Genomic DNA, 14,122 nt, shown 5'->3' with positions numbered 1-14,122 from the left:
ATTTGCAAAAGCAGTTTTTTGGGTAACTTTTGCAGGAACCTGAAGAATTGTAGGATAGAAAATATTGTCATATTTTAGTCAGCAATCAAGTAACATAATTAATGGTTTTTGTAACGGGTGCAACCGGAATTCTGGGAAGAATAATAGTGCTTGAACTTCTTAAGAGAGGTAAAAACGTACGGGCTTCCAAAAGATCGGGCAGCAATTTAAACGAAGTAAGGCATTCATACAGCTTTTATACGGAGAATCCTGATGATTTTTTTAATAAAATCGAATGGATCAATGTGGATTTTGATGATATTGATTCCTTAAAAGATGCCTTGAAAGGGGTAGATGAGGTCTATCACTGTGCCGCAAAAGTAAGCTTTCATCCCAAAGATGAAAAAGAAATGTATCATACCAATATTAAAGGTACCGAAAACTTATTGTATGCCTGCGAAGGATCTGATGTTAAAAAATTTCTGCATGTAAGCTCTGTAGCTGTTTTAGATAACTATAATGAAAAAGGAGAGTTGGACGAAGAATCTGATTTTAATCCGAAACTGGAGCACTCTGCTTATGCTATTTCCAAGCATTTATCCGAAATGGAAGCCTGGAGAGCGTCTGCTGAAGGTTTAAATGTAGTCATCATCAATCCGGGAATGATCGTAGGAAGCGGAAACTGGACCCAAAGCAGCGGTGAACTGTTTTCAACCTTTGAAGACAATAGCTTTACTTTTGCAGGAGGATCTGCTTATGTAGATGTGAGAGATGTTGCTAAAACAGCCGTTGAACTCATGGAAAACAATATTTTTGGAGAACGTTTTATCATCGTTTCCGAAAACAACAGATATTCCGATCTGGCAAAACAGATCAGAACCCGATTAGGTCTTAAAGAGGCAAGAATTCTTACAAGATCTCAATTAAATATAGGAAAATTAGCCAATACCCTGTTCGGATGGCTGATTCCCAAATTGAGAATGGCTACAGAATCAAATATTGAAGCCATATCTTCATTCAACACCATTTCCAATCACAAAGTAAGGGAGAAACTGAATTACAAGTTTATCCCAATACAAGAGAGCATCGACTTTCACCTGAACAATTATATTAACGACAAAAAGCTGAAGAAATGAATCTTGCAGAGGCAATAATCCTTAAAAATGTAGAAAAACATCCTATAAAAGGGGCAATCGGTTTTAAAAAGAAAGAAGAAGCCTGGAAAGAGCTGAGCTGGAAGAAATTCAGTGAGATTATTTTTAAAACAGCCAATGCCTTAAAGGAAGCAGGAGTTCAGGAAGACGATAAAGTTGCTATTTATTCAGACAATTCATCTGAATGGATGATTATGGATCTGGCTGCAATGGCTATAGGAGCGATTACCGTTCCTATTTATTCTACGAATAATGCTGAGCAGGCAGAATATATCATAAAAGATTCCGGAGCTAAGGTAGTTTTGGTAGGAAATCAAATGCAGTATGATGCCTGTCTGGAACTTTTACACAAAGAGGATAACCATCTTGAAACCATTATTATTGCTAAAAAAGCAGTATGGATCAAGAAAGAATTCAATAGTTTTTATCTTGAAGACTTTATCGCAAAATCTTCTTCAGAACTGGAGATCTGTAAGAAAGAAGATGAAGATACCGCAACACTTATCTATACTTCCGGAACTACGGGAACACCCAAAGGTGTTATGCTTACCCACGGTAATTTCATCAAAGCATTTGATTCTCACTTTGAATTTTTTAAGTTTAAAAACTTTGAAGAAGAACTTTCATTGGCGTTTCTGCCTTTAAGTCACGTTTTTGAAAGAAGCTGGAGTCTATTATGTCTTTACGGAGGAGCAAGAGTGTACTTCCTTGAAGATCCGAAAAATGTAGCCAAAGCTTTGGAAGAAGTAAAGCCAACTGCGATGTGTGCAGTACCGAGGTTCTTCCAGAAAGTATATGCCGGAGTGTTAGAAAAGGCAGAAGAAGGATCATCTTTCAAGAAAAAGATTTTTGACTGGGCTTTGAAAACAGGGTGGGAAACTGCAGAATTAAGAAGAAATGAGAAACCGATTCCTTTTGGATTAAAAATAAAAGAATCCATTGCCGATATGCTGGTCTTCAGTAAGATCAAGAATAAAATGGGAGGAAGACTATGGTTTTTGCCTTGTGGAGGGGCTTCGTTATCACCTGAAGTAACCCGGTTCTTTGAGTCGGTGGGAATTCACGTTACTGTTGGATATGGTTTAACAGAAACTACAGCTACTTTGACTCTTTTCCCTTTAACGCATTTTGAACATGCTACGAGCGGAAAACCATTACCGGGGGTAGAAATCCGTATCGGAGAAAGTGATGAAATCCAGGCTAGAGGAAATGGAATTATGAAAGGGTATTATAACAGACCTGAAGAAACTCAAAAAGTATTTACGGAAGACGGCTGGTTTAAAACCGGTGATGCAGGTAAAATTGATGATAAAGGTAACCTGATTATTACAGACCGACTTAAGGATCTGATGAAGACTTCTAACGGAAAATATATTGCTCCACAACAGATTGAAAACCTTCTGACCAATAATAATTTCATTCAGCAGATCATGCTGATTGCAGAAGGAAGACAGTTTGTTTCTGCGTTAATCGTTCCGAATTTTGAATTCTTACAGGATTATATTAAAAAGAATAATATTCCTTTTACAAATTGGGGAGATGCGGTAAAAAATGAAAAAATAATCAGTCTTTATAAAGAAAAAATTAAGGAGCTGCAACATCAGCTTGCCGATTATGAGAAAGTGAAAAAATTCACCCTGATGCCGGCAGAATTTGACATTAATACTGGAGAAATCACACCCACATTGAAAGTGAAAAGAAATGTAGTTCTTAAAAAATATGCAGATATTATAGAGAAGATGTATTGATAGACTTGTCAACTACAAAAAATGCGAAAGCAAGCTTTAAATACTTAAGTTGTATCACTTAAATTAAACTATGACAACACCATTTATAGGAAAAGAAAATTTTACCATTCATACACAAACGGTTTCAGAGAGCTGCCCTTCTAATATTGCTTTGATTAAATATTGGGGGAAATATGACAATCAGATTCCAGCCAATCCTAGTATCAGTTATACTTTAAATCATTGTAAAACCAATACTACAATGGAATTTTTGGCTAATGAGCCTTTTTCTGTACAAACCTTTTTATCAGGAAATGAAGAGGTGAAATTTGCTGAAAAGATTGAAAAATACTTCAAAAATATTGAACAGTATCTTCCATGGATTTTAAAAGGAAAATACATCATCAGAACAGAAAATACATTTCCACACAGTTCAGGAATTGCAAGTTCTGCTTCGGGATTCGGAGCTATAGCTAAATGTCTGATGGTATTAGATGAAACATTTACTGGAAAAACTTCTGAAGAAGAGTCTCTGAGAAAAGCTTCATTTTTAGCCAGATTAGGAAGTGGAAGTGCATGCAGAAGTTTATACAACGGATTGATCGTGTGGGGAGAAACAGAAGAAGTTCAGGGAAGCTCTGATCTATTTGCTGTAGAATATCCTGAGACTGAAATTCATGAGGTATTCAAAAATTTCAATGATTGGGTATTATTGATTCATGAAGGGCAGAAAAGCGTTTCTTCAACAGTAGGACATGGTTTGATGAAGACCAATCCGTATGCAGAAAGAAGATTCCAGGAGGCAAGGGAAAACTTTGTTCCGATGAAGGAAATTCTGAAAAGCGGAGATATGGAACGTTTTATCAAATTGGTAGAACATGAAGCACTTACTCTTCACGCCATGATGATGATGAGCGATCCTGCTTTTATATTGATGAAAACAGGAACATTGGAGGTCATCAATAAAATATGGGATTTTAGAAGAGATACTGGTTTACCATTATTCTTTACCTTGGACGCAGGTGCGAACGTACACCTTTTATTCCCGGGGGATGATTCGGAAGAACAGATCAAAACATTTATAGAAACTGAATTACTACAACACACTCAAAAGAATGGGGTAGTGAAGGATGTAATGAAGTTTTAAAAACAGACATAATATTCAATAGGTGGGCTTTTGCTCACCTATTTTGTTAATCTTCAGTGACTACAGCATCGCGTTCGCCGTCTTCCTGCTTTCCTTCCTTTATCATTTTTTCGGCTTCAGCTTTTTCTTCAGAGTTGGCTGTTTCTACCAGTTCCTCTTGTTCATCATTGTGATGGTCTATGAAAAACTCACAGTATACCGGCAAGTGATCTGATCCAAAATTTTCCAATGTTTTCAACTGTTTGATGAAAATATCTTCACTGTGAAACATGAGGTCAATAGGAAATCTTAAAAGGCGGTATCGGGCATGAAACGTAGAAACGAAAGAATGTCCGATTCTCGGATCAATCAGATGGCTTATTTTTCTGAAAAGCACGGATGACCTTGACCAAGCAACATTATTGAAATCTCCCACAACAATAACCGGTTTTTTGATATCTTTTACCCTTTTGGCAGTGCTTAGAAGATCGCCGTCTCTTTCCTTGGAAGTTTCCTCCTCTGTAGGGCTTGGTGGTGGTGGATGAACTCCAAAGAAAACAAAAGAAAAACCATCATTTGTTTCCATGTGTACCTCGATGCTCGGAATATCATCTGCTACAAAATAATGAGTTCTGGCTTCCTTGATTTCAATTCTTGAATAGAAGTGCATTCCATAAGTGTTTTCAAGAGTTACTTTGTGCTGGTAGGGATATTTCTTTTCCAGATTCCTCATTGCTTTTTCCCAATCGCTATTGCTTTCCATGGTCATGAAAAAATCAGGCTCATATTTTTCAATAAGTTTAGAAAACCTTTCATATTCATTATTGAACTGATACACATTGGCTGAAACAAAATGGAGTTTTTCCGAGGATTTGTAACGGTGTCTATGCTTTTTTACAGGATAGAAGCGAGTATATTTAATGAGGGTTTGACTGTGATAAACAAATAAAACAAACAGAAACCCCTGATAATACCATAAATATTTCGTAGAATCAATTATAAACCCTAATAGAAAAGTAAAAAATATAAGATAAGTGACCTGTATTTTAGCAAATTCGGGAACCCGGAATATCCAGTGAGAATGCTGAATTTTGGGCAGTATAGTGAAGACCAATAAAAGTATGGTCAGAATCATATAAATAATCCACATATAAAAATTCTTTGGCTGAAATAATTTTGTTACAATTTAAGAAAAATGAATTTTAAATTCTCATAACCAATTTAAATTTTAGGTAATTATATACAATTTTACACTAATGCGGTTATCTTATTATTACTATGACTCTATCATTCTGAATACAGATTGAAGATCTGCGAACGTAGTTCAGAAGTGAAATGAAGAATCTAAGCGATATTATGAGATTCTTCCTTCGTCAGAAATCGAAGATTCGACGTAGTCAATGACAGTGATGTAAAATTGTATATAGCCACTAAATTTTATTTTACCTATTTTAGTTATCTAAACCTGTTTCTTATGAATAAAATAGCAGCAATTCTTTTCGTATTCAGCAGCTTCTGTTTCGGACAACAGTATCAGGAAATTGAGAAACCTATCCGCAGTCTGTTTCTTGGCATGAAAAATGCTGATTCTGAGCTTGTAAAAACAGCCTTTGCTGACAATGCCATGATGCAGACCATTACAAAAGAGGGTATGGTGAAAAGTGATAATCTACAGGACTTCATAGCAAGTGTTTCTAAGTTTACAAAGGGTGATCTGGATGAAAGAATTACGATAGAAGCTGTGCATACAGATGGGCATCTGGCAAGTGTATTTACGCCTTATAGCTTTTATCTGAAAGGGAAATTATCCCATTGCGGGGCCAATAGTTTTCAATTGGTGAAACAAAATGGTGAATGGAAAATTCAATATGTTATTGATACCAGAAGAAAGGATCAGTGTAAAGAAATAAAATAATAGAATTTTAATTATTCAGGAAAAAAAATGAAAATCCATCATATTGCCATTATTGGCTCAGACTACAAAACATCAAAGCAATTTTATACGGAGGTTTTAGGATTACAGGTTGTCCGTGAAGTCTATCGTGAAGAAAGACAATCTTATAAACTTGATTTGGCTATTGGAGAGCATTATGTCATTGAGCTGTTCTCTTTTCCGAATCCACCTGCACGTCCTTCACGTCCTGAAGCCTGTGGGTTGAGACATCTTGCTTTTTCTGTAGAAAATGTAACGGAAAAACGAAATGAATTGATAGAGAAAGGACTCAACTGTGAGGAGATCCGTATTGATGAGTTCACAGGAAAAGAATTTTTCTTTACCCAGGACCCGGACCAGCTGCCGTTGGAGTTTTATGAAATGTAATTAGTGGGCGTAACCTGCAAAAAAACTAACCGCCATAATCGCTAAAACAATGGAGGAAATGAATACATATATGTAATCTTTTTCCTTTAAATAGCCTATTAGAGCGAAGATAATTCTCATCAGCGGAGTGACGATCAATAAAAGAATTCCCAGTTGAATAATAGCCATTCCTTCCCCTTTGCATAAAGAGTCCCAAAAATGGCTCCAGACCTTCTCAGAAGAAGTTCCCACTACAAGGCTGGTATATTTTTTAGGCATTTCAAAACCTTCGGTAAAAAGTTTGATAAAACCGATGAGTGAGGTAGCCACAGACAGAATGACACCCAGTCTCAGGAGATTTCCTACGGAGCGGTTCAGATCGACATCTGTAAAATTCTTTTTCATTATCTGAAGCTTTTGTTGATACCGTTATACATCATATAGACCGAAAGGATTGTAATCACAATGGCAAAGAATACCTTTAGTTTTTTAGTTTTGGATACCATCAAGGTTTTAGATCCTATAAAACTTCCAATCACTACTCCTATCAGTACAGGAGCTGCAATTACAGGAATAATTTCACCTCGCTGGAAATAAATCAGTGCACTGGCAACAGCCGTTACCCCAATCATAAAATTACTGGTGGTTGTAGAAACTTTGAATGGCAGTTTCATCATATTGTCCATAGCCAATACCTTTAATGCACCAGACCCAATACCTAAAAGCCCGGACATTGCTCCGGCAAACATCATCATTAGAAATCCAGGAACTGTATTTCTTGCAGAGTAATTTTTTAATATCCCTTTATCCGGAAAAGTTCCGTAAAGTTTTAGTTTCTCTTCCAGACTTCCATGGATCAAAGGTTCCTGATGGTCAGGTTTTCCTTTAAGGTTTAAAATAACCGTTAAAAGAAGAATACTTGCGAAAATAATTCCAATGGTATTCGGATTAAGCATCCCAGAAACTAAAGCCCCTACAATAGCTCCAGCCGTAGTGGCAATTTCGAGAAACATACCGATTCTCATATTCGTAAAGCCTTCTTTTACAAAAGCAACTGCTGCACCGGAAGATGTTCCGATCACAGAAATGAGTGATGCACCGATAGCATAATGCATTGGAACACCGAATCCCAGCGTTAATAAAGGAATAATGATAACCCCTCCTCCAAGCCCTGTAAGTGAGCCTAATAGGCCCGCAGAAATGGCGCCAAAGAAGAGTATGATGATTTCTGACATACTACAATTAATGTTACAAATATAAAATTATTGTAGTAGTCTGCCAAACATTTGAAAAAGATAAATTTAACGTATTTTTGTATGCATGAAAAATGAAATGAAATTATTTTATGTGATCCTTGGGGCAACTCCTAAAGGAAGAAACATAGAGCAGCATGACGTGTTTTTTGGAATTGCTGAAAGTCTGAAGGACTTGATTCCAGATATGAAAGCCTTTTGGAAGGAGGCGGAAGGAAAGATTCACCTTGATTGTTATCAGGAAGTAAGATTTGCTGATGGCTATGAAGTGAAGATCGTTGAAAAAGGAGAATCTTCATCAGAAGACCAACTGTTCTTTCTTAATTTGGGAGGATATAAGCCCGGTTTTTTTGAAGAATTTCATGAACAACACCTGATGGTAGGACAATCGATGGGAGAGATCGTGAAAAGAGCAAAGGCAACGGAATTCTATAAGACTATGGGATTTGAAGGAGCAGTAAGCCATATTGATGATAAGCATGGGGTAGATATTGATGATATTTTTAATGTGAGTGATATTCTTCCGGAAGCTATGAAAGAAAAATATTCTATTGTTCTTACAAAATCGGATGCTGAAAATCAGGAGAACTCTATGGGACTGGGATATTTAAAAATTGATAAAATTCAATAAGCGTAAATCTAATAAAAATAAAAAATGAAAATAGGAATTCTGGGAGGCGGACAGCTGGGAAGAATGTTGATACAAAGTGCTTTGAAGTATGATGATGAGTTTTATACTCTGGATCCGGCTTCTGATGCACCATGCCACAATATCTCATATTTTACGCAAGGAAATTTCAATGATTACGATACTGTTCTGAACTTTGGAAAAGATAAGGAGGTGGTAACTATTGAAATAGAACACGTAAATGCTGATGCGTTGGCTGAACTTGAAAAGCAGGGAATCAGAGTGGTTCCTAATGCCAGTATCATCAAAACCATACAGCAAAAGATCCTCCAAAAGGAATTTTATAAAACTCACGATATTCCAAGCCCGGAATTTCAGGTAGTGTGGAACAGTGATGAAAAGATCATGATGCCATTACCTTTTGTTCAGAAAATGAATACAGGCGGATATGATGGAAAAGGAGTACAGGTTATTAAAACAGAAGATGATTATCAGCATCTGTGGAAAGAAGCTTCAGTGATTGAAAGCCTGGTAGATATTGATAAAGAACTTTCTGTAATCGTTGCTATCAATGAAAAAGGAGATACAAATATTTTCCCGGTAACGGAAATGGTGGCTGATCCAAAGCTTAATCTTTTGGACTTCAACGTATGTCCGGTTCTTCTGACTGAAGATGTTCAACAGCAGATTGATACGATTACTGAGAAGTTTTTGAACGCAGTAAACTCTCCGGGACTTTTTGCCATTGAGCTATTCCTTGATAAAGAAGGGAAAGTATGGGTTAATGAAACAGCTCCAAGACTGCACAATTCAGGACATCAAAGCCAGGAAGGAAATACGAATTCACAGTTTGAACAGATGTACCGTGTAGTGAAGAATCTTCCTTTGGCAGATACGGATGCCATTACCTACAGTGGAATGCTGAATCTGGTAGGAGCAGAAGGCTACGCTGGAAAGGTGGTCTATGAAGGAATGGAAGAGGTTCTTAAATTACCAGAAACTTACATTCATTTATACGGAAAAACAGAAACCAAACCGGGAAGAAAAATGGGACACATTAATGTGTTGGCAGACTCCAGAGAAGAACTTATGGAAAAGCTTGTGATGGTGAAGGGAATGGTGAGAGTGATTTCAGAATAATCACCTTCTAAAAATATAAAAAAGCAACTGTGTATTGAAACAGTTGCTTTTTATTTTTATATATTTTACACGCGGATTTTCCATAATAATATGCAAACTCTACTGGATCAGCGAGAGGTAACTTTAAAAAGGAATTTCCAATGTTCTTCCTTTATATTCACCTTTTTCTATGGTAAAAAGGGCAACATAAGTACCGGCACCATCAGAATTGAGCATTGAAATATATAAAGTATCATTCTCACGATCATAATAACATTTTGTAGATTTATTATTGACTTGGAAAAGGTTTTCGATATCCTTGGCAGGAATTTGAACGGTCTTGTCTCCAACCTGCGCAGTAATGGAAAGATAATGAGTCTTAGGAATTATTCCATCCAGCCCCCAGACTTGCTGTTCTTTATAGAAATCACCATATAATGTTGAGGTGAAGTCTTTTTCATTTTCCTTAAAATTAAATTTTCCGGAAACAATATTTACTTTAATATTTCCTGATTTAAAAATTGCTTTATTTCCATCACGTAGAGTGGGGGGAACAGCCTGATAAGTTTGTATATATTTCAGTCTTGAACTATGGATGTAACCATTACTTACATTAGCCCAATTCTTATTCGTCGGGTCAGACTCAAATATATAGACGATCTCATCCGAATTCACCTTTCCTACGATATTACTTTTTGCATCTGCATTTTCCCTTACATTAACATAGCCTTCTTTATCTACAACCTTTGCAAACTGGGCAAATGATAATTGTACACTTAAAGCGGCTGTTAAAAGGAATATCTTCTTTGTTTTCAATGAATTTTAATTTTGAACAAAAATAGGTAAAAAGCTTGGGAGTTGGAAGTTACTGACAGATGAGTAATTGCTTCTTAACATCCTTAAGATAATTAATGCATTAGCTCTTAATCGTTTATAATACTCAATAACTTCCAGCCCGCAGCTTCAAAATTTTCTTACTTAAATATTTTCTGTATCACATTTCCGATTTCCACAAAATCTCCATGATTACCTACAGAACGTATTTCAAGATTGTTTTTATCATATTCTGAGAATGGGAAAATCAAGAGATAATTATTATCATTCAAGTATTTGTTCAATAATTCTGGAATAAGCCTCATACGTGGAATATAAGATTGCATTCCCCGTTTGGCCATCAGAATGATGAGGGCTTCATCAGCTTTCAGCTGAGCTGCTGTTTTTTCACCATCCTGCCAGGTATTCATAATGATGAATTCAGCTTCTATATTAGCCTTTTTAATGATCTTTTGAAGGATATCCAGAATGTTTTCAGGGGCATAAAAGACAACGGAAGCTCCGGAATTTCTGGCGATATTCCAAACTCTTAAAAGTGCATGGAAGAATCCTGCCTCTTTATGGGCATTCTCAGGTATCATTACAGCATATTTCTTAATTGTAGAAAGTGGCTGGGCAGCATGGTACACCAAGACGTTAACATCATCATTCTGAAGGTAACCGTTATAAAGGTTGTAGACAAAGGAAGGAGAGAATCCTTTCTCATCCTCTAATCCGATAATCAAATCAGTAATTTTCTGTTCCTTGATAACGTTGTTTACCCCATTGATAACATCATTGTCATATCTTTTAAGAGCCTGTAATTTAACGTCTGCAGCAGCGGCCGTATCGGTGGCTTTATGAAGGAGTTTTTCAGCATTTTTTACAGATGATTCATTTTTATCTTCATTGATGACATTTAAAGCAAAAAGATCTTCCGTATTGGAATGTGCCTTAATCAGGATTCCCAGGTTCACCATTCTCTCCACAGTTTCTTCATGGTTAATAGCCAATAGGATATTTTCTTCCTCATGACTGTCTCCGGAAACAGTATCTTCATTATCTGTTTCAGCAATTTTTTGAGCACTGGACATGGAAATAAATGATGAAATCGTACACGAAATCAGAATCAATAAGATACTTCCGTTCAATACATGTTCATTCAATAATCTTATGGGTTCTCCAGTTTCAGTTTCGGAAAGAATAATATTATAACCTACCATCACTGTGGCTAGCGTTGCAGCGGCAGAAGCAGAACTTAACCCGAAAATAAGTCTTCCCTCTTCCTTCGTGAATTTAAACGTTTTTTGAGTGATTACTGCAGAGATATATTTACCACCGATGGATGCAACCAACATAATGGCAGCTACTTTTAAGGTTTCAAAACTTTTGAAAAATACGGTAAAATCAATCAGCATTCCGACGCTGATCAAAAAGAAAGGAATGAATATAGCATTTCCCACAAATTCTACCCTGTTCATCAAAGAAGAAGTGTGAGGAATTAACCTGTTTAATGCCAATCCGGCAAAGAAAGCCCCGATAATAGCTTCTACACCGGCAAGTTCAGCAAGCATAGCTGCCAGATAGATCATCACCAATACAAAAATATATTGTGAAATTTTATCCTCTACCTTTTTGAAAAACCAACGTCCTATAATGGGAAATAGAATCAAGACAATCAAGGCAAAAAGAATGAAAGAAACAGATAATTTAACCCAAAATGAGGTGCCGACATCTCCCTGAACCATTCCAACCACTACAGCCAATACCAATAATGTAGCAATGTCTGTAATCATCGTTCCTCCCACAGTAATATTAACCGCCTGGTTTTTTGCAATTCCCAGTTTACTGATAAGAGGATAAGTAATAAGAGTCTGCGAAGAAAACAGGCTGGCAAACAAAACAGAGGTTAACATTGAAAAATCCAGCAGATAATAAGCGCCCAGATATCCTAAGATAAATGGAAAGATAAATGCATATCCTCCATACCCCAGACTTTTCCATTTGTTTTTTTTGAAATCTCCCATATCGATTTCCAATCCTGCTAAAAACATAATGTAAAGAAGTCCGGTAGTTCCGGTCACTACAATACTGCTGTCTCTGGATAATACATTAAATCCATTAGGACCAATAATAGCTCCGGCGATGATAAGGCCCAAAAGGTGGGGAACCTTAATTTTATTCAGTAATAAGGGAGCCGCAAGGATGATAATCAGTACTAATAGGAACTTCAGTACCGGATCCTCTATGGGAAGGCTTAGATTGTGTATACTCAGTAAAGTCATAGGTGTTTATTTGGTGGAACGTACTAATTCAACAGAGAACTTAGCGGTACAGCCATCAGAAGTAATGGTTCTTGTTCCCTTGATCTTGCTGTCAGAAATATCATTAAGCAGAACGCTCATTTCTACATTCTTTTTAGCGGTGGAATCTGTTTTGAAAGAAAGCCTGATCTCATTATTCTCAAATTTACCGGAATAAAGTCTTACCAGATTATTATTATTGATGATTTTGGTAACAGGTTGGGTAGAATCATTATCGAACTCCCAAAGATCTGTACGCTGGTCTCCTACAGCATAATCACTGCAATTGGATTCTGTACAGATTACTTTTCCGTTCCATGGGCCGGAGATTTCTGCAGGCCATGTGGCAATGACCACAGAATCTTTTTTAGCAAAAATACTATCTCTCATTTTTAAAAGCGACTGGTATTCAGACTCTTTTTTGGCGAACGTTTTTTCTTTTTCCAATAATTGTTTTTCCCTGTCCGTCAGGTTCTTCTCTTTTTCCTTGTAATCACAGCTTACCAGCATAAAAGAAGCAGCAAGAAGGATGAAAAATGTGTTTTTTAGCATGTTGTATAGGTTGAGTATACAATATAAGAAAAATGCAAAGAATATGAAAATCGATCTTTCCGTGTTTTTTCATTTTTTAGGTTGGAATCTGAATCCTATATTTTTTGTAAATTGGTAATAATCTTCTGTTTATCTCTTGATTTTTTTCTCAATATGTATTATTTTTAATGTTACAATTTGGTGGTAGGATGACATGAATTCTATCCATCTTATGGTATTGTTAAGTAAAGCTCAAGGAAATGAAAAATACATTTTGGATTATCTTTCTTTTTTCAAATTTATCTTTCGCACAGAACAACGCTGAAGTTTCAGGTGTTTTGCCGACCATTACTCTTTGGACAAAAATACCGGATGGACCCGGCCCAAAAGGAGGAGAAATTATTTCATCAAAAGGTTCTTTTACCAATATTAGTACCTCTAAATTGATTATTCATCAGCCTGCTGACCCTAATGGAATTGCAGTTTTGGTAATAAGTGGAGGTGGATATGCCCATATTGAATCCGGTTCCGAAGGCAATCCTACAGGAGAGTGGCTGAAATCACAGGGGATTACAGCTTTTGAATTGATATACAGACTGCCTGGTGAAGGTTGGGAAACTGAATCAGTCCCTTTTCAGGATGCTCAACGTGCCTTACGAATCATCAGAAGTAATGCAGAGAAATATAAAATTGATCCTGATAAGCTAGGTGTTTTGGGCTTTTCTGCAGGGGGTCACCTCGCGGGTTATATTTCTTCTACTTTTGACAAAATATACTATCCATTACAGGATGCCATCGATCAAGTTTCAGCCAGACCAGACTTTACAGCAATGATTTATCCTGTTGTATCTATGCTTCCGCCTAATAATAAGACCCATTCTTTTAAATCATTATTGGGAAAATCATCAGAGACAAAAGATCAGATAAAATATTCTGTTGAGAAGCAGGTAACAGTACAAACTCCAATCACCTTTCTGGCACAGTCTGAAGATGATCCTATTTCATCAGTCGAAAACAGTATCCTTATGTATCAGGCCTTGAAGGACCATAAAGTTTCTGCGGAATTACACTTGTTTCAATCCGGAGGGCATGGCTGGGGATTGGGTAAAAAAGATACCAATACGGGTGAATGGACAAATTTGTTTTTAAACTGGTTAAAGATCAATGGAATCTACAAATAATGTATAGTT

At 36.6% G+C, this 14,122-nt stretch carries 14 protein-coding genes; 8 read left to right on the top strand and 6 right to left on the bottom strand.

Annotated elements, in window-relative coordinates; translation table 11 throughout:
* Positions 1-101 precede the first annotated feature (101 nt).
* The 3 genes from NBX25_RS16360 to NBX25_RS16350 all read left to right on the top strand — a co-directional run bounded on the left by NBX25_RS16360 (position 102) and on the right by NBX25_RS16350 (position 4,007).
* Positions 102-1,115, top strand: a complete 1,014-nt coding sequence (locus NBX25_RS16360; RefSeq protein ID WP_250254398.1) for an NAD-dependent epimerase/dehydratase family protein — start codon at positions 102-104, stop codon at positions 1,113-1,115.
* Entirely contained in the window at positions 1,112-2,881 is a 1,770-nt protein-coding gene (locus NBX25_RS16355; RefSeq protein WP_250254397.1) for an AMP-dependent synthetase/ligase, read from the top strand. The genes NBX25_RS16360 and NBX25_RS16355 overlap by 4 nt, the downstream gene beginning before the upstream one ends.
* A 70-nt stretch (positions 2,882-2,951) precedes the next feature.
* Entirely contained in the window at positions 2,952-4,007 is a 1,056-nt protein-coding gene (locus tag NBX25_RS16350) for a diphosphomevalonate decarboxylase (RefSeq protein ID WP_250254396.1), read from the top strand.
* 46 nt (positions 4,008-4,053) lie between these two features.
* Here the strand turns inward: NBX25_RS16350 and NBX25_RS16345 are convergent, their stop codons facing one another.
* Complete coding sequence (locus tag NBX25_RS16345; protein ID WP_250254395.1) at positions 4,054-5,136, bottom strand: endonuclease/exonuclease/phosphatase family protein; 1,083 nt, start codon at positions 5,134-5,136, stop codon at positions 4,054-4,056.
* Positions 5,137-5,460: 324 nt separating this feature from the next.
* Here NBX25_RS16345 and NBX25_RS16340 point away from each other — a divergent pair, with 324 nt between their 5' ends.
* The gene (locus NBX25_RS16340) at positions 5,461-5,901 is read left to right on the top strand and encodes a nuclear transport factor 2 family protein (protein WP_250254394.1); all 441 of its coding nucleotides are present in this window, start codon (positions 5,461-5,463) and stop codon (positions 5,899-5,901) included.
* Positions 5,902-5,928: 27 nt separating this feature from the next.
* Positions 5,929-6,306, top strand: coding sequence for an SMU1112c/YaeR family gloxylase I-like metalloprotein (gene gloA2 / locus NBX25_RS16335; protein ID WP_250254393.1), 378 nt, complete (start codon positions 5,929-5,931; stop codon positions 6,304-6,306).
* Here the strand turns inward: gloA2 and NBX25_RS16330 are convergent, their stop codons facing one another.
* Positions 6,307-6,690 (bottom strand): DUF1634 domain-containing protein, encoded by a 384-nt coding sequence (locus NBX25_RS16330; RefSeq protein WP_123910700.1) that lies wholly within the window; start codon positions 6,688-6,690, stop codon positions 6,307-6,309.
* Positions 6,690-7,520 carry a sulfite exporter TauE/SafE family protein gene (locus NBX25_RS16325; RefSeq protein ID WP_123318315.1) on the bottom strand — a complete coding sequence of 277 codons (831 nt, stop codon included), beginning with the start codon at positions 7,518-7,520 and terminating at the stop codon, positions 6,690-6,692. Before NBX25_RS16325 ends, NBX25_RS16330 begins: the two co-directional genes overlap by 1 nt.
* 97 nt (positions 7,521-7,617) lie before the next feature.
* Between NBX25_RS16325 and NBX25_RS16320 the strand changes: the two genes are divergently transcribed.
* Together NBX25_RS16320 and NBX25_RS16315 are read left to right on the top strand one after the other, a co-directional pair.
* Positions 7,618-8,169 (top strand): DUF1543 domain-containing protein, encoded by a 552-nt coding sequence (locus NBX25_RS16320; RefSeq protein WP_123910701.1) that lies wholly within the window; start codon positions 7,618-7,620, stop codon positions 8,167-8,169.
* 24 nt (positions 8,170-8,193) lie between these two features.
* Positions 8,194-9,306 (top strand): 5-(carboxyamino)imidazole ribonucleotide synthase, encoded by a 1,113-nt coding sequence (locus tag NBX25_RS16315; protein WP_123910702.1) that lies wholly within the window; start codon positions 8,194-8,196, stop codon positions 9,304-9,306.
* A gap of 123 nt (positions 9,307-9,429) precedes the next feature.
* On the opposite strand, the gene NBX25_RS16310 is transcribed toward NBX25_RS16315, so the two are convergent.
* From NBX25_RS16310 to NBX25_RS16300, 3 genes are all read right to left on the bottom strand, one after another.
* Positions 9,430-10,101 (bottom strand): SH3 domain-containing protein, encoded by a 672-nt coding sequence (locus NBX25_RS16310; RefSeq protein WP_250254392.1) that lies wholly within the window; start codon positions 10,099-10,101, stop codon positions 9,430-9,432.
* Between the two features lie 158 nt (positions 10,102-10,259).
* Entirely contained in the window at positions 10,260-12,383 is a 2,124-nt protein-coding gene (locus NBX25_RS16305; protein WP_123910704.1) for a cation:proton antiporter, read from the bottom strand.
* Positions 12,384-12,389: 6 nt separating this feature from the next.
* The gene (locus NBX25_RS16300) at positions 12,390-12,953 is read right to left on the bottom strand and encodes a hypothetical protein (protein WP_123910705.1); all 564 of its coding nucleotides are present in this window, start codon (positions 12,951-12,953) and stop codon (positions 12,390-12,392) included.
* Between the two features lie 239 nt (positions 12,954-13,192).
* On the opposite strand from NBX25_RS16300, the gene NBX25_RS16295 reads away from it, so the two are divergent.
* Positions 13,193-14,113 carry an alpha/beta hydrolase gene (locus tag NBX25_RS16295; RefSeq protein ID WP_250254391.1) on the top strand — a complete coding sequence of 307 codons (921 nt, stop codon included), beginning with the start codon at positions 13,193-13,195 and terminating at the stop codon, positions 14,111-14,113.
* The last annotated feature ends 9 nt before the right edge of the window (positions 14,114-14,122 follow it).

This window comes from Chryseobacterium sp. Marseille-Q3244 (assembly GCF_940807095.1).
In the GTDB taxonomy this organism is placed as follows: domain Bacteria; phylum Bacteroidota; class Bacteroidia; order Flavobacteriales; family Weeksellaceae; genus Chryseobacterium.
The sequence above is the reverse complement of the archived record's forward strand: the minus strand, read 5'-3'. Positions and strand labels throughout refer to the sequence as shown.